The 17,628-nt window shown below is 47.6% G+C and carries 10 protein-coding genes and 1 pseudogene; 4 read left to right on the forward strand and 7 right to left on the reverse strand.

The genetic code is table 11. From position 1 onward, the window contains the following. Window positions 1-321 precede the first annotated feature (321 nt). The 4 genes from C7N83_RS08530 to C7N83_RS08545 form a co-directional block, all read right to left on the reverse strand. Window positions 322-1,101 carry a replication initiator protein A gene (locus C7N83_RS08530; RefSeq protein WP_211296618.1) on the reverse strand — a complete coding sequence of 260 codons (780 nt, stop codon included), beginning with the start codon at window positions 1,099-1,101 and terminating at the stop codon, window positions 322-324. After that, window positions 1,088-1,243 carry a hypothetical protein gene (locus C7N83_RS14810; RefSeq protein WP_211296619.1) on the reverse strand — a complete coding sequence of 52 codons (156 nt, stop codon included), beginning with the start codon at window positions 1,241-1,243 and terminating at the stop codon, window positions 1,088-1,090. Before C7N83_RS14810 ends, C7N83_RS08530 begins: the two co-directional genes overlap by 14 nt. A gap of 483 nt (window positions 1,244-1,726) precedes the next feature. After that, window positions 1,727-3,097 carry an FAD-binding oxidoreductase gene (locus C7N83_RS08540; protein ID WP_106742017.1) on the reverse strand — a complete coding sequence of 457 codons (1,371 nt, stop codon included), beginning with the start codon at window positions 3,095-3,097 and terminating at the stop codon, window positions 1,727-1,729. A gap of 173 nt (window positions 3,098-3,270) precedes the next feature. Next, window positions 3,271-3,573: a hypothetical protein gene (locus C7N83_RS08545; protein WP_106742018.1), complete on the reverse strand. Its 303-nt coding sequence runs from the start codon at window positions 3,571-3,573 to the stop codon at window positions 3,271-3,273. A gap of 529 nt (window positions 3,574-4,102) precedes the next feature. Between C7N83_RS08545 and C7N83_RS08550 the strand changes: the two genes are divergently transcribed. The 4 genes from C7N83_RS08550 to C7N83_RS08565 all read left to right on the forward strand — a co-directional run bounded on the left by C7N83_RS08550 (window position 4,103) and on the right by C7N83_RS08565 (window position 14,047). Next, window positions 4,103-4,582 (forward strand): FKBP-type peptidyl-prolyl cis-trans isomerase, encoded by a 480-nt coding sequence (locus tag C7N83_RS08550; RefSeq protein ID WP_106742020.1) that lies wholly within the window; start codon window positions 4,103-4,105, stop codon window positions 4,580-4,582. A 254-nt stretch (window positions 4,583-4,836) separates the two neighbouring features. Further along, window positions 4,837-9,159: a 1,4-alpha-glucan branching protein GlgB gene (gene glgB / locus C7N83_RS08555; protein ID WP_106742021.1), complete on the forward strand. Its 4,323-nt coding sequence runs from the start codon at window positions 4,837-4,839 to the stop codon at window positions 9,157-9,159. Between the two features lie 146 nt (window positions 9,160-9,305). Then, entirely contained in the window at window positions 9,306-11,297 is a 1,992-nt protein-coding gene (glgX, locus tag C7N83_RS08560) for a glycogen debranching protein GlgX (protein ID WP_106742023.1), read from the forward strand. Window positions 11,298-11,566: 269 nt separating this feature from the next. Continuing rightward, window positions 11,567-14,047 (forward strand): glycogen/starch/alpha-glucan phosphorylase, encoded by a 2,481-nt coding sequence (locus C7N83_RS08565; RefSeq protein WP_425437508.1) that lies wholly within the window; start codon window positions 11,567-11,569, stop codon window positions 14,045-14,047. 72 nt (window positions 14,048-14,119) lie between these two features. Here the strand turns inward: C7N83_RS08565 and C7N83_RS08570 are convergent. The 3 genes and pseudogenes from C7N83_RS08570 to tig all read right to left on the reverse strand — a co-directional run bounded on the left by C7N83_RS08570 (window position 14,120) and on the right by tig (window position 17,154). Continuing rightward, window positions 14,120-14,781, reverse strand: a pseudogene (locus tag C7N83_RS08570) (IS1595 family transposase). Between the two features lie 264 nt (window positions 14,782-15,045). Further along, entirely contained in the window at window positions 15,046-15,675 is a 630-nt protein-coding gene (gene clpP, locus C7N83_RS08575) for an ATP-dependent Clp endopeptidase proteolytic subunit ClpP (protein ID WP_106742024.1), read from the reverse strand. 168 nt (window positions 15,676-15,843) lie between these two features. Further along, window positions 15,844-17,154 (reverse strand): trigger factor, encoded by a 1,311-nt coding sequence (gene tig, locus C7N83_RS08580; RefSeq protein WP_106742026.1) that lies wholly within the window; start codon window positions 17,152-17,154, stop codon window positions 15,844-15,846. Window positions 17,155-17,628: the final 474 nt, after the last annotated feature.

Here is a 17,628-nt window from a genome sequence, read left to right on the forward strand (position 1 = left end):
CCTTATCGTCCTGACTTTAACCCTGTTGAAAAATATTGGGCTCGGATTAAGAAAATACGTCAGGATTGGCGGCTTGACTGCATCGATACCCTTTTCTTTTACTTTATGCGGATTTGTACTGTTTTTTTAATTTCTTTGACTATAGCATCAAGGCAAACATTAAAATAGCTTGCTTACCAGTATTGCCTTTAGTAGTTTCGCTAAACAACTCTTTAATTTTCTTATGAAACATATTCTAACCAACCCTTTTAATTTTCTATTATTATTAATGATTAGAAAATAGTCACCATCAAAATTGTCAATAATAAAAACTGTTTCGATTCATAAAGCCCAACTCAAAATTTTCTCTTTTTCAACAGAGTTGATAAAGTTCGGTTTCTCTTTGGTAATGTCTTTTTTTTCATAGTATTGCAGGCGGTAATCGGGTAAATCGTTGCTTGCAACCAATTCTTTAATAGCTTGTCTGAAACGGTACAATGTAGATGTACTACCTGATTTTTTATGCAGCAAATCAAGAAAAACCGTCCAATCTGCCTGTTTGCCGCACAATTCGTAAATGCGCCTGTCAAGCGGTTTACGCAGCCTAAAATAATCGGGCAAGATAGTTTTAACCCGTTGCGTTTCAATCAATTGGTAAAGCCAATCAGGGAACGTTACTTCAATCGCAATAATCAGGTTGTTTTCGTCTGTTTCGTCTTTGTAGATAATGTCTATTTTGTCCAGTAACCCAAGGTTGCTTTCCTGACGATAACTGCCTGTTTTTATACTGGTAACAATCCGAATTCCTGCTATTCGGCAAAGGAATTCGCGCAAGAGATTATAGTTAGCCCCAGTAGTTGGCCTGTTTGGCGAAACCAAAAAATCATACGCAGTAAAACGCACAGTACGGTTAAGCGGTTTGCCCCTATTCCGAGCTGCCATCAAAGCCGAGATGCAGTAAATCCGAATATCTTTGTCGTGTATAGTAGCGCAGCTGCTTTCCCCAGGCATAACAACAACAGAGTTGCCGTTATGTTCGCAAAAGCGTTGGCATTTACCGCCAGCTTTTAGCATAAAAAACAAGTGTTCCATACTTGCCAAATCGTCTTTATAAGGCAGCATCAAACACATCAATCACAAAAAAATCGGCGGTCGGGTGTCTTCTGAGGGACAGACGGGACTGAACAGCAACCTTGTTCTGATTGCCTGATATTTCAGGCTGGTCAAACAGCAAGCCTTGATTGCGTTCGGAAATTTCCGCCATACGGGTGGCTGGAATATCTTGTGTGCTTCGTTTAGAATCAGCCATAACCGGTTATCCTAGGTCAGTAGATTAATCGGCAGCCCCTTTTCCAATGTTAAATTGCAAAGGGGCGACTTTTTGGGAAATTTCGGGGCATTGCACTATCGTAATTTTAGGTACAAGACACGTAATTTCAGGAACGCTTGATTCGTAATATATTCAGGGATAAATTTGGCTGATATTTGGCATGAACGTGTGTAATGATGTGCGAATCATGTGGATGACCAATGTTATCGGTTGAGTTCGAAAAAGAAATAATTAATGCTTAAAATTTAAGCAAGAAGCCGTCTGAAAAGGAATATGCTTTTTCAGACGGCCTGAATCTTTCGTCAAATCCGAACAGGCCCAGACTGCCTTTATCGGCCCAATGTCCGATAAAGGCGGATACTGTTTTGTTGGTTTGGTCTGAGTTTTGCAGAGATCTCGGCCTTTGTACGAAAACGCTTAAGGCAGCAGTTTGCCGGGGTTCATGATGTTGTGCGGATCCAATTGGGCCTTGATGGCGCGCATTAAGGCAATTTCGGCTTCGGTACGCACATGGGGAATCCAATGGTTTTTGATTTTGCCGATGCCGTGTTCGGCGGCGATGGTACCGCAGTGTTTCAGTATATGCCGGTAAACGATGGTGTTGATGATGTCTTCGTATTCATACACTTCATTACCCATGATGTCGGGCAGGAAGGTGTTGTAGTGCAGGCTGCCGTCGCCCAAGTGGCCGAAGCAGACGATTTGGATATCGGCAAAACGCGCTTTCAATGCGGCGGAGCACTCGGTCACAAAATCAGCGACACGGGCAATCGGGGTGGCGATGTCGTGTTTAATGCTGGTGCCCAGATTACGTTGCGAGGCAGAGATGTTTTCGCGCAAAGCCCATAGCTCTTGGCGTTCTTGCTCGGATTGTGCCAATACGCTGTTTTCATAGCCTTGGCGATAAAGGTATTCGGCCAATTGTTCGGCCAAATCGGTGTCGGGAACCGAATCGGTCAGTGCCATCAGAATGTGCCAATCGGCATCGGCCGGTTTGGTTAACTGGCTGAATTTGGCAGATAAATCCAAGGCAAAGCGGCTGATGAGTTCGAAGCTGCACAAGCGTTCGTCAAAATGGCTTTGGATTTTGGTGAGCAGCTTCACGGCTCCATCAATGCTTGGCAAACCAATCCAGGCAGTGGCCGTGGTTTGTGGGCAGGCGGAAAGCTTCAATGTAGCGGCAGTAATGACACCGAGCGTGCCTTCGCTGCCAATAAACAGATGGCGCAAGTCGTAGCCGGTGGTGTTTTTATGTAAGGGTTGTAAGTGGGAAACCAATGTGCCGTCGGGCAGGACGATTTCCAAACCCAATACTAAATCGCGCATGGCGCCGTAGCGCAATACATTCAGGCCGCCGGCATTACAGGCGATGTTGCCACCGATTTGGCAGGAACCTTCGCTGGCCAAACTTAAAGGAAACAGTCGCCCGGCTTGGGCAGCGGCCTGTTGGGCGTGCTGCAGAATCATGCCGGCCTCGATGGTCATGCTATTGTCGGCCAAATTGATTTCGCGCAGTTTGTTGAGTTTGGAAAGGCTGAGCAACACGCCCTGACGGGCAACCGCTGCGCCGCACAAGCCGGTATTGCCGCCTTGCGGGGTAACGGTGATGCGGTTTTTATGACAAAAGCACAGGATTTTCTGCACGCTTGAAACGGAATTCGGCTGCAGAATAATATCCGGTGTTGAGGTAAAACGACGGCGTTGGTCAATGATGGGCGGGGAGGGTGGTTCGAGAATTTCCGAAGCATCTAAAAATGTTTGAAACGAGGTGGGCAGATTGGTGTGCATACTGTGCCTGATTGTTGATGATTTTGTTGTGATGTGAATCAGGATTATAGCGCAAATCTTGAGTCAGACTGAGATGAGAGCGGAATGGGAATTTAAGCCGCCTGAAAACAAAAGCGGAATACTTGGAAAAGTATCCTGCTTTTGTTTATTCTGAGTCAGAATTTATTAATATATTATTTTGCTTCAGAAGCGGCAACTGCAGAAGCAGCAGCGTCGGTTGCTGTAACAGCAGCAGAAGCGGCTTCAGTGGCGGCAGCGGCAGCTTCGGAGGCAGCTTCAACAGTTGCTTCGGTAGCGGCGGCGGCAGCTTCGGAGGCAGCTTCAACAGTTGCTTCGGTAGCGGCGGCGGCAGCTTCGGAGGCAGCTTCAACAGTTGCTTCAGTAGCAGTTTCGGCAGCTTCTTTAGCTGGCTCGGAATCACCGCAGGCAGCCAAAGTCAAAGACAATAAAGCAGCAGCAAACAATGAATTTTTCATTTTGTAACCTTCTTTTTAAATCGATTTAAAGTAAAAACTAAAAAATGGCCGCATAGCGGCCTCTTCAGTAGAAATTCATTACTGAACTTTCTTAATTATGCCTCACTATATAAATAAGCCATTGTAACGGCGCAGAATAATTAAGAGAAGAACGCGCAGAATGAATTACTTAGTTTGATAAATTATAAAATAGTTCCTGCTTATTGGAATTTTTGTTATAAATTTCAAGTAAATTTCAGATAAACATTCCCGACTTCAAATGTTTATCGGCCAGATTCAAAGTACTGGTAACAAATGCGTAAAAAATCCGCAAGGTGTTAAATTTTGAGAAATTTTTGCAATTAATTTAGTTGGTGAAAAAAACAATAAATATTAATTTTGTGAAAAGTCGGGTTTTAATTTGCAATCGAGCGAAGATGGTGCTTACTGGTGTGCCTTCGGTGCCATAAGAATGACACACTTCAATCCGTGGCTCTGTGTTAGAATGCAGCCTGTATCAACGTGGTAATACTAAGACAAGGACGACAAAATGGCGATTGCTAAAAATTCCGTGGTATCCCTGCATTATGAAATGTACGATGCCAACAACCAATTATTGGATAAAACCGAAGAGCCTATCGTGTATCTGCACGGCGGCTACGATGGTATTTTTCCTTTGGTCGAGGAGGCATTACACGGCAAAAATATCGGCGATACAGTAGAAGTGGCATTGTCGCCCGATGATGCGTTCGGCGAACAAGATCCGGAATTGGTACGCATTGAAGATGTCGGTGTGTTCCCGGTTGAAGTCGAAGCAGGCATGATGTTTGAAGCCGACGATCCGGAAACCGGCGAAGTATTGATTTACCGCGTGACCGATGTGGCCGACGGTAAAGCTGTGGTTGACGGCAACCATCCTTTGGCTGGAATGAAAGTGTTGTTTAAAGCGACTGTCGACGCCATTCGTGACGCTTCTGCTGAAGAAATCGAACACGGTCATGTACATGGTCTGCATGGTCACCACCACTAAAATTATGCGAGCGGATGATAAAAAGGCCGTCTGAAAAGTTTTGACACGCGTGTCGGACCCTTCAGACGGCTTTGCTTTGATTCATGATCTAATACACGCTGTTGATAAGCCTGCCAAAGTTTTGGACGAAATCAGATGAAGCCGGGAAAATTGTGTTTTATCGGCAGTTTATGTCAAAAGTACATTCTTGATGCCATCCAATCTATATTAAGATTAATTTCCCACAACCCTGACCGCAACGGCAGATTTACGCGATGAACCCATTAGAAACACAGGCTGGCGAATACGGTATTGGTTTAGGCTTTTACGATATCAGCGGCGTTTACCACAAAACTACGCCTGAGGTCTTGCAGGCGATTCTCCAATCATTACAGCGAACAGATGTTTCAGACGGCCTTTTTGCCGATACCGTGGTGGCGCGAGAACAGGAAGTGCAACGTATGGGTTTGCCGTCTGCATTCAACGCGGCGGCACAATACAGTTTGAAAAACGGAGCGGGAGAATGTTTGGTTTTGACTGCGCAACATGACGACAACGGCAGCGTGCAGGTGGAATTGCCCGAATTGGCTGCCGGGTATTATGTGTTGTCGGCGGAAGCGGACGGCGAGGCTTTGAAGCTGCGTTTGATTGTGGCACCGAAATCGGTGTATCAGCCAAAAACGCTTTCAGACGGTCTGAGAATGAACGGCCTGACCGTGCATCTTTACAGCCTGCGTTCCGAGCGCAACTGGGGCATTGGCGATTTTACCGATTTGGCGGAATTGATGGCGTTTGCGGCCGCCAAACAATTGGATTTTGTCGGCATCAATCCGCTGCATGCTTTGTTTACCGGCCGCCCGGCTTATGCCAGCCCGTATAGCCCGTCATCGCGTGAATGGCTCAATCCGATTTATTTGGACGTATCCAAGGTAGCTGCCTTCCGTTATGGAGAAAAAGCTAAAAAATGGCTGACCCAACCAAATATCCAGCAACGCATCGCCGCCCTGCGTGTAACAGATACCGTTGCCTATACTGCTGTTTGGGCGTTTAAGCGCGATGCGCTGCAACTGGCGTTTGATACGTTTGAGAAAGAAGAATGCGGAGAAGCACGACGCGAGCGTGAAGCCTTTGCCGCCTTTGCCGCTGAAAAAGGCGAAGCGTTGCGCGGTTTTGGTTTGTTTGAAGCTTTAGATCAATATTACAGCCAACCAGGTGGCATCGGTTGGACATCATGGCCGTCTGAGTACCAAAATCCGCAGAGCGAAGCAGTACAGAATTTTGCCAAAGGCCATGAGCGCGAAATCCGTTTTTATATGTGGCTGCAATGGTTGTGTGCGCAGCAATTGGACGAAGTGAACCAGGCTGCGCAAAAACACGGCGTGAAACTGGGCATTTACGGCGATTTGGCCGTAGGCGTGGCACGTGGCAGCTCGGATACGTGGCTCAACCGCCGAGATTACTGCATGGATATGTCGGTCGGTGCGCCGCCGGATCCGTTGGGCCCGGCCGGTCAAAACTGGAATCTGCCGCCGCTCAATCCTTACGCGCTCAAACACAACGGCTATGAAAAATTCGCCCGATTGTTGCGTGAAAATATGCGCTTATACAGCGTATTGCGCATCGACCATGTGATGGCTCTGTGCCGCCTGTGGTGGGTAGTAGGCAGCCAAACCGCCGGCCACGGCGCATATGTGCATTACGATGCCGAAGCGATGTTTGCCATTTTGGCTTTGGAAAGCCGGCGCCATCAATGCGTGATTATTGGCGAGGACTTGGGCACGGTGCCGGATCAGGCGCGGGAATTACTTTACCGCTATCAGGTGTATTCTTATAAAGTGGTGTATTTCAGCAAAAATGCGCAAGGTTTCGAATGGCCGCAAGATTATCCGCACCAAGCGATTGCAGTCATCAGCACGCACGACGTTGCACCGCTCGCGGCGTATTGGACAGGTAAAGATCTGGCCGTCATGCATCGTTTGGGTACGATTGCCGATGACGAATCGTTTCAGACGGCCTTGCAACAGCGCGGACACGACAAAGCCGATTTGTTTGCCAAATTGAAACAAAACCGGTGCCTGCCCGAAGATGCGGCCATGCCGTCTGAAATGACCGAAAGCTTAATGAGCGCAGTGCACCGCTACGCCGCCCAGACCGAGTGCAAACTGCTTGCCCTGCAATTAGAGAACCTGCTGGGCGTGAGCGATAATCTGAACATGCCGGGTGTGGCCGAAGGCTATCCGAATTGGGCGCGCAAAATGCCGGTTACGCTGGAAAATTTCTCTAACCACCGTTTGATGAGCGGACAACTTGCCATGATTGACGAGGTACGCATGAAGAAAAACAGTCACACCAAGGCTTATCACGAGCTGGATGCTGTCGAACGCGACACAGTCGAGAGCCTGTTTCTGGCTACCCACAACGATTTGTTCGCCTATCTGGGCAGGCACCGTTTGGCGGAGGGCGGTGAAGTGGTGCGGACGCTGATTCCGGGTGCGTTCGGCGTGGACATCATCGACCGCCATGACGGAAAACCCATCAGGCCGTCTGAAAAAATCGACGAACGCGGTTTCTTTACGGCCGTGCTGCCGGAGAATGCGCCGGATTATGCCTTAAGCGTGAAATACAGTGAAGAAGGCGATACAGTGCGCGAAGAAGACGTTTACCGTTTCGGCACGGCTTTGCAAGACATCGATTTATGGTTGTTGGCGGAAGGTAAGCATTTACGGCCGTACGAAATCTTGGGCGCGCATTTTGCCGAAGTGGACGGTGTCAAAGGCGTGAGCTTTGCCGTATGGGCACCGAATGCCCAGCGCGTTTCTGTAATCGGCGAATTCAACCGATGGGACGGCCGCCGCCATGTGATGCGCTTCCACCGCAACAACGGCATTTGGGATATGTTTATCCCGGGCATCAGACTCAATGATTTATACCGCTTCGAAATTCGTGATGTACACGGCAATGTGCGCCAAAAAACCGATCCTTATGCCTTTGCTGCCGAATTGCGTCCGGGCACGGCTTCGGTGGTGCGCGGTTTGCCCGACAAAGTGGCCGAGCCGGAATTCCGCGCCCGTGCCAACGCTATTGATGCGCCGATCAGTATTTACGAAGTGCATTTAGGTTCGTGGAAGCGCAATCCGGAAAACAATTTTTGGCTGACTTACGGGCAGTTGGCAACCGAATTGGTGGCGTATGTCAAAGATATGGGATTTACCCACATTGAATTGCTGCCGATTTCGGAATACCCGTTTGACGGCTCATGGGGCTATCAGGCTACCGGTTTGTATGCGCCGACCAGCCGTTTCGGTTCGCCCGATGAATTGCGCGCCCTGATTAAAGCGGCACACGATGCCGGCATTTGTGTGATACTCGACTGGGTAGCAGGCCATTTCCCCGTGGACGACCACGGTTTGAACAAATTCGACGGCACGGCCTTATACGAACACGCCGACCCGCGCGAAGGCTATCATCAGGATTGGAATACGCTGATTTACAACTTCGGCCGCAACGAAGTGAAAAATTTCCTGCAAGGCAATGCACTGTATTGGATTGAGCGTTTCGGTTTCGACGGTTTACGCGTAGATGCGATTGCGTCCATGATTAATCGTGATTATTCGCGCAAAGAAGGCGAATGGGTTCCGAACCAATACGGCGGCAATGAAAACTTGGAAGCGATTGCGTTCTTGCATGATACCAACACCATGTTGAAAACAGAAGTGCCCAATGCGACGGAGATTGCCGAAGATTCGACTTCCTTCCCGAATGTCACCCGCCAAGAAGGTTTGAATTTCAGCTACAAATGGAACATGGGTTGGATGAACGACACCTTGCGCTACATGCAGGAAGACCCGGTCAACCGCAAATACCATCACGATAAAATCACCTTCGCCATGATGTATCAATATAGCGAAAACTTCGTGTTGCCTCTGTCACACGATGAAGTGGTACACGGCAAATATTCGCTGTTGGGACGTATGCCGGGCGATTGCTGGCAGCAGTTTGCCAACTTACGCGCTTATTACGGCTTTATGTTTGGCTTCCCGGGCAAAAAACTGCTATTTATGGGCAACGAATTTGCGCAAGGCCGCGAGTGGAACTATAACGAAGGCTTGGATTGGTATTTGCTGGAAGAAGAAGGCGGCTGGCATAAAGGCATGCAGGATTATGTGCGCGATTTGAACCATATCTATCAGGCTAACGCGCCACTTTATCAGCTTGACCAATGGCCGGAAGGCTTTGAATGGTTGGTGACCGACGACATCAACAATTCGATATTCGTGTTCGAACGCTGTGACCGCGCAGGCAACACCGTCATCGTCATCAGCAACTTTACACCGGTGGTGCATGATGATTACCGCTTTGGTGTGAGGAAAGCCGGGGTATACAGTGAAATCATGAATTCCGACCGAATTGCCTACAAAGGCAGCGGCGTGAGTGTCGGGGTGGACGTGGCAAGTGAGGAAATCGCATCGCATGGCAAACAGAATTCTTTATCAGTGAAAATTCCGCCGTTGGCCACGGTGTATTTGTATAAAGCCGCCGATAAGCACGAAACGCTTGATGCTGCCGCCGAACCGCAAGGCGGTACTGTTGAAAAATAGGCAGTAAATCGGAAAACCGCTGTTTCAGAGGCCGTCTGAAACAGCGGTTTCGGTCAGATATATTGTTGAAATACCGGTGTTTGCATGTTCAGATGGCCTGACGTACTTTATCGTCAGCTTAAATAAATTAAATTAAGGCAAGCCATATGAGTGCCGAATGGCATATTGAAGCAGGACGCCCGTATCCTTTGGGCGTATCGCTGCAGGAAAACGGGGTAAATTTTGCTGTATTTTCGTATTATGCACAATCGGTTGAATTGTGTTTGTTTGACGGGGAAAAAGAAACGCGTTTGACCATGCCTTGCCGCTCAGGCACGGTGTTTTACGGCTTTGTACCCAATGTCAAAGCCGGACAACGCTACGGATTCCGTGCCTATGGGCAGGGCTATGGTGCACATTGTGCTTTTTTCAATCCGCAAAAGCTGCTGATTGATCCCTATTCGAAGCAAATTGACGGTGTACCTCAATACCGCGATGAAAAAGAAATGGCATGGTTTCATCATTCAGACGGCCGCGATAATGCCGCCATTGCGCCCAAAAGTGTGGTGGTGGAACCTTCTGATTTTGATTGGGGCAATGACTTCCATCCCGATATTGCCTGGGGTAAAACCGTGATTTATGAAGTGCATGTCAAGGGCTTCACCAAGCAGTTTCCCGATTTGGTGCACGCGGGCACCTATCAAGCATTGGCCGATAAACGCGTGATTGCTTATTTGCAACAATTGGGTATCACCACGGTCGAGCTGCTGCCGATACATCAGCATTTAGACGAATATCATTTACAGAAAATCAGTTTGTCCAATTATTGGGGTTACAACACCTATTCGCATTTTGCAGTGGAACCTGATTATGCCGGCAATCCGAAAAATGCAGCTAAAGAATTCAAACAGGCAGTTAAAGCTTTGCATGCGGCAGGTATCGAAGTGATTCTAGATGTGGTTTACAACCATACCGCCGAACAAGATGTGGAAGGCCCGACTTTATGCCAGCGCGGCCTGGATAATTCGCTGTGGTATTGGCAAAACGGGCAGCATGAGTATGAAAACTGGTCGGGCTGCGGCAATACGCTGAAAGTAGTCAAACGCGACATCAGCCGCTGGGTGATGGACAGCCTGCGCTACTGGGTGGAAGAATTTCATGTCGACGGTTTCCGCTTTGACTTGGGCACGATTTTAGGCCGCGAACCGGCGTTTGAAGCCTATGGCTGCTTCTTCAATATGCTGTTCCAAGATCCGTTGTTGGCTGGTCGTAAAATGATTGCCGAGGCGTGGGATATCGGTGAAGACGGCTATCATGTGGGCAAATTCCCACAGCCTTTTGCCGAGTGGAACGGCTTATTCCGCGATGATATGCGTGCGTTTTGGAACTGGGAAAACGGTAATCTCGGCTCATTTGCCGAACGGTTATCGGGTTCTGCCGATATGTTCGGCCACAGCGGAAGATTGCCGTCGGCCAGTGTGAATTTTATTACCGCACACGATGGCTTCACCCTGCAGGATTTAGTGAGTTACAACGAAAAGCACAACGAATCCAACGGCGAACAAAACCGCGACGGCCACAATGAAAACTTCAGCTATAACCATGGCGTTGAGGGCGAAAGTGCTGACCCATGCGTATTGCAGGCGCGCGAATATACCGCAAAAGCCTTGCTTGCTTCGCTGTTTTTATCCGCCGGTACACCCATGTTGCTTTCCGGCGACGAATTCGGCAACAGCCAGCGGGGCAATAACAACGGCTACTGCCAAGACAATGAAACCACATGGCTGGATTGGCCGTCCGAACCGCACATCTTGCAGGATTATGTGCGTGAACTGATTGAAATCCGAAAACAAATCAATTTATTAAATTCAGATGTATGGTGGGATAAAACACACGTCACATGGCTCAATTCAAACGGCCTTGAAATGACGGACAAATGCTGGAACAACCACAGCGTGAAAGCGATGCAGGTTTTACTGGATGACGAATGGTTGTTATTGGTCAACGGCAAGCGTAGTGCACAGTTATTTAACCTGCCTCAAGGAAGTTGGAAAGTTTCTTGCGTACCATCTCAGAAATTTAATTACGAACTGAGTACCCGACAATGCGAAGTGGCACACATGGGTATCTGGGTTTTGCGAAAAGCAAATAAAGTATAGATTTCAATAGTCTTTTAATGGAGGGTAAGATAAAATCGGAACATATCGGTTCAAGATAGTGCGAACTGATTTGAGGCCGTCTGAATTATTTGGCAGACAGAAAGATACAGCTGCTGCCGGAAAGAAAGCAGTTTGTGTAGTTTTACACCGCATTAACCGTATTGAATCACGTTATTTAATAGGCAGATTTTCCGATTTTGCCGTTTGCATGTTCAGACGGCCTAATTTTATCATTGTGTTTTAAAACACACGAAAAAAGAGAGGCTATCATGGCTCAGAAACTTCCTATCCCAGGCTACGATTATGTTATGCCGAAGCCTGATGCAGAAACCATCCGTAAATCGATTGTTTACAAACTGATTTTTATTTTAGGTGTCGACCCGAAAGATGCCGACGAACATCAATGGCTGAATGCCGCGATGCTGGCGGCGCGTGACCTGATTGCTGAGGATTTTCTCAAAACCCGCCGAGCCCACATCGAAAACAGCAAACGTATGGTTTACTACCTTTCCATGGAATTTTTGTTAGGTCGTTCGTTTGTCAATGCCTTGATTAATGAAGGTGTGTATGCTGAATTTGAAGAAGCGTTCAAACAATTGGGCAAAGATTTTGCCGACGTGTGCGAACAAGAACAAGATCCGGGCTTGGGCAACGGCGGCTTGGGCCGCTTGGCAGCGTGCTTCTTGGATTCTTTGTCCACTTTGCGCATTCCGGCCATGGGCTACGGCATCCGCTATCAATACGGTATGTTCAAACAAGAAATCGTTGATGGCCAGCAGGTTGAAAAACCGGATTTGTGGCTGGATCAGGATTTGGCATGGCAGTTTGCCCGTCCGAACAAGCAATATGCGGTCAGCTTCGGCGGCCAAGTATTGAATATGGGCGACAAAAAAGAATGGCATCCGAGCGAAGAAATTTCGGCTTGGGCTTATGATGAAATTATTCCGGGCTACGGTGGTGATGTAGCCAACCCGTTGCGTTTGTGGACGGCGCATGCCGGTAATCTGTTTGATTTGGCGGATTTTAACCGCGGCGACTATGTATCTGCCGTGCGCGCACAAAACAGCGACGAAAACATTTCCCGCGTATTGTATCCGAATGACTCAACCGAAAGCGGTCGTGAATTGCGCTTGAAACAAGAATATTTCTTGGTTTCCGCTTCAGTACAAGACATCATTGCGCGCCATAAATGCCGTTTTCCAAATATCCGCACCTTGGCCGATAAAGTGGCGATTCACTTGAACGATACCCATCCGGTATTGGCGATTCCTGAATTGATGCGCATTTTGATTGACGAAGAAGGCTTGTCGTGGACGGAGGCGTGGAATATTTCCTGCAAAGTGTTCTCATACACCAATCACACTTTGATGAGCGAAGCCTTAGAAACATGGCCGGTTGACCTGATGGGTCGCTTGTTGCCGCGCCACTTGGATATCATTTTCGAAATCAACGCCCACTTCCTGAATGCATTGCGTGCCATTGGTAATTTTGACGACGAATTTATCAGCCGTGTGTCGATTATTGACGAAACCCACGGTCGCCGCGTGCGCATGGGGTGGTTGGCAGTTATCGGCTCGCACAAAGTCAACGGCGTGGCCAAAATCCACTCCGATTTAATGGTCAATACTATTTTTGCCGACTTTGCCAAAATATTCCCAGAACGCTTCACCAACGTGACCAATGGTGTGACACCGCGCCGCTGGATTAATATTGCCAATCCGGCACTGACTTCGTTCTTGGACAAACATTTGGGTGAACAAGATTGGCGTCTGCACTTGGATAATTTGGCGAAACTGAACGAAAAAACCGACAATCCTGATGTTCAGGCCGAGTTTGCCGAAGTAAAAAAAGCCGCAAAAGTGCGACTGGCCGACTACATTGAAAATGAACTGAACATCAAGGTTAACCCTGAGGCGCTGTTTGATATTCAAATCAAACGTATCCACGAATACAAACGCCAAGCTTTGAACGTGATGCATATCGTTGACCGTTACAACAAAATCTTGGAAAACCCTGATGCCGATTGGCAACCGCGCGTGTTTATCTTTGCCGGTAAAGCTGCCTCTGCTTACTACATGGCGAAGAAAATCATCCGTCTGATTAACGATGTGGCCAAAGTCATCAACAACGACAGCCGTATCCGCAATTTGATTAAAGTGGTTTACATTCCGAACTACAGCGTGAGCTTGGCGCAAATTATCATTCCTGCTGCCGACGTGCACGAACAGATTTCATTAGCCGGTACGGAAGCATCAGGTACCAGTAACATGAAATTCGCTCTGAATGGCGCGATTTGCATGGGTACTTTGGACGGCGCCAACGTGGAGATTTTGGATAAAGTCGGTGAAGAACACTGCTATATCTTCGGTAACACCGTTGGGCAAGTAGAAGAAATCCGCCGCAAGGGTTACGATCCGTTGAGTTATATCGAACAAGATAATGACTTGCGCCGCGTGGTGAACCAAATCAGCCACGGGACATTCTCTCCGGAAGAGCCGACCCGTTACAACGATGTATTGCAACCTTCCGGTGACCATTACCAATTGATGGCCGACTTCCGCAGCTACATCGACACCCAAGCCAAAGCGGATGTGCATTTTAAAGATAAAGCCGCTTGGAACCGTTCTGCTTTGATTAATATTGCCAATATGGGCTTTTTTTCGTCAGACCGATCGATTGTCGATTATTGTCGTGATATTTGGTACATCAAACCGTTGACTGACGACGAGTTGCCTCATCGTCGTGAGTAATATGTGATGCAAAAAGTCCGTCTGAAATATTTCAGACGGACTTTTTGATTTAAATAAAGGGGCTGACGTAAATTAACTCCAAACACCACACCATTTCCGCAGCATTTCAAGCTGCCCGGACGGTGCGCCAAAGTCAAAGCGGAACCCGCATCATTTCAAGGACAGCGGGAAAGGTTTACAGCCAACCCCATTGTATTTGCGCAAGACGCACTTCGCCCGGTTCCAACAATTTGCAATGCCGCCGATAGGGTTTTGACGGTATGCAAAAAGCTGTGAACGGTTGATGCGCTGCCCGCATCAAGCACGCCACAGCCCCCTGTCACTACCGGTATAAACAATGCTGTCAGGTGTTGTTTGCTGTTTGATAACCGGAAATAAGGCATCCTTCCTGTTATCCCCTGCAACGGCGGTACCAACCTTTCCCTGCCGCTTTAAGGTGCCGGATACAGCCGCTTTCCTTGCTGCCGCGTATCCGCGTTTACCCTTACGCCGACCGCCGAAATAGCCCCGTTCGGCCCGGTAGGGCCTCTGAAAACCCCGCCGGCTTCCTGCGCCAAATGACAGGCAGCCGCTTGGCGGGTTTTGCGATAGGCTAACATAGCCCAACCGGGCCGGATACCCAGAATATCAGCGGCTGCACGGGCTGTGGCTTACGGTACGAAAAACCGGAGGAGTTTTCTTTGGACATTCTTTGTTAATTTGCAATGGTTATCTTTATTTTTGCCGTCTGACATGACTGCCAATCTGCTTCAGCCCCTAAGTAAATGTGTTAGCGCAACATTGAAATCAAACAAGGCTGAAATGGGAAAAGTGATATTTCAAGCCTATAAGCTAAGCCTATTTTATCAACAGAGGCTTAAGTGAATGTGTTAGTGCAATATTGAAATCAAACAAGGCTGAAATGGGGAAAAGTGATATTCAAAGCCCATCAGCTTGAGCCCATCTATCAACAGAAGCCGTCTGAATATATTTCAAGACGGTCTTTGTGTCTCAACGGCTCAGTTGGTTTCTGCCAATAACGTCTCGCGGTTTTCCAATACTTGGTCGATTAAGCCGTATTCTTTGGCCTCATCGGCAGACATATAGTTGTCGCGGTCGGTTTCGCGTTGCACATCAGCCAAATCACGGTCGCAATGTTTGGCCAGTAGACGGTTGAGTTTTTCTTTAATTTTAATCAGCTCTTTTGCATGGATTTCAATATCGGATGCTTGGCCGGATAAGCCGCCGTGAATCAATGGCTGGTGAATCATGATGCGGCTGTTCGGCAAGGCAAAGCGTTTACCTTTTTCGCCGGCCGAAAGCAAAAATGCCCCCATACTGGCGGCTTGACCCAAACAAAGGGTCGATACGTTGGGTTTGACGAAATTCATGGTGTCGTAAATCGACATACCTGCTGTTACCGAACCGCCCGGAGAATTTATGTAGAAGTAAATATCCTTGTCTGGATTTTCGCTTTCCAAGAACAATAATTGCGCCACAACCAAATTGGCGGATTCATCAGTTACAGGCCCAACCAAAAAGACAATGCGTTCTTTCAGCAGGCGGGAGTAAATATCGAAAGCGCGTTCGCCACGGCCACTTTGTTCGATGACGGTGGGAACGAGATAGTTTTGAATGTCTGGAGTCATATGGACTTTTCCTGTAAGTAAATGATACGGAAATAAGAAAATCGTTTCTCCCGTATATAGTTGCCCAATGGTTGGCGTTTCAACTTAAGGTGCTTAAGAAACAAAAGCACCAAAGCACGCTCTGCGCCGCTTTAGTGCTTTGGGTATGGTCATGTTTCAGACGGCAGATTAGGCTTGTGCACCCATTACTTCATCGAATGACAAGTTTTTTTCGGTGACTTTGGCTTTCCCCAATACGAAGTCAACCACGTTGTTTTCAACGGCCAAAGAGGTCGGCCCTTGCAAGCGGCTTTCGTCGGCATAATACCAATTGATCACTTCTTGAGGATCTTCGTAGCTTTCGGCAAAGTTGGCCACAATGGCTTTGATTTGCGCTTCAGTTGGTTCCAGTTTGTTTTCTTCAACCATTTTAGCCAAAATCAAGCCCAAAGCCACACGGCGTTCGGCTTGTTCTTTGAACATGTCGATTGGTAAATCCAAGTTGGCAGCATCGGTCATGCCTTGATTCATGAAATTTTGTTTCATTTCATTGGCCAAACGGGCGGCTTCTTCGTTAACCAAAACAGCAGGAACTTGTAGTTCGGCTGCTTTCAACAAAGCTTCCATCACAGAATCTTTGGTTTGGTTTTGGATGCGGCGTTCTACTTCGCGGCCAACGTTTTTTTTCACTTCTTCACGCATTTTGGACACATCGCCGTCTTCAATGCCCAAGGCTTTTGCGAAATCGGTATCTACTTCCGGCAGAGTCGGCTCGGAGACATTGTTCAAAGTGATGGTGAAGACAGCGGTCCTACCTGCTACTTCCTGACCGTGGTAATCGGCAGGGAAATTCACTTCAACATCTTTGCTTTCTCCGGCTTTCATCCCGACCACGCCTGCTTCAAATTCAGGCAACATTTGGCTTGCACCCAATACGAATGCGTAGTTTTTAGAAGAACCGCCTTCAAACAATTCGCCGTCGATTTTGCCTTCGAAGTCGATAATCACACGGTCGTCGTTTTTCGCTTCGCGCTCAACGTGGTTGTAGCGGGTACGTTGTTTGCGCAGGATTTCAATGGTCTGCTCCACTTCGGCATCGCCGACGGCGGCCGTTACTTTTTCAACTTCTTGGGCAGACAGATTGCCGATTATGATTTCAGGGAATATTTCGAAAATCGCAGCGATTTTGAAAGATTCTTGATCATCTTGCTCTTCAATGCCTTCAAAACGCGGAAAGCCGGCTACTTTCAGATTTTCGCTCACGGCTATGTCGTAGAATGTGCGTTGGACCAATTCGTTCACCACGTCGTTTTGCGCACTTGCACCGTACATCTGTGCAACTATTTTTAATGGGGCTTTTCCCGGACGGAAGCCGTCGATTTTTACGCGGCGTTGGGTTTGTTTCAAACGTTTGTCGGTTTCTGCGTTGATATCGGCCCAAGGCAGAGACACAATTACTTTGCGTTCCAAATTTTCTAGAGTTTCTACAGTTACGCTCATCGTAAGCCCTTAAATATCTTGTTGATTATGGATTGAAACCTGTCTGCATGATTTGCTTTCTTGAAAGGCGGCAAAATGATAATCGGCAGCCTGTGGCCGGCCATTGGTGCAAAAAGGATAAAATTCAGCCGATTAGTATACCACAATGTTTGAATAATAGGCGATAAAGCGGTCCGAAAATTTATGGATTCAAGTGGTCTGTGGTTTGATGGGTAGGATTGAAACATTAAAATGATGAAATATCAACACAGACAATCATTGGATTTATCCGCCTATTCATTGCGTATGTGTGATTAAATTAAATATAGTCAAAGAAAAGCAAACATGACACACCAACCTTTATGACAGCATACTCAAAAGACCATCGGCAAATGGTACTTGGCAAGCTCAAATCAGGAATGGGTGATTGGGCAATAGCCGGTGAATACAACATCGGCAAAACCACCATTCAAAACCGGAGCAAAAAACCGTCAC

Origin of the sequence: Neisseria iguanae, assembly GCF_003013245.1 — a bacterium.
GTDB lineage: Bacteria > Pseudomonadota > Gammaproteobacteria > Burkholderiales > Neisseriaceae > Neisseria > Neisseria iguanae.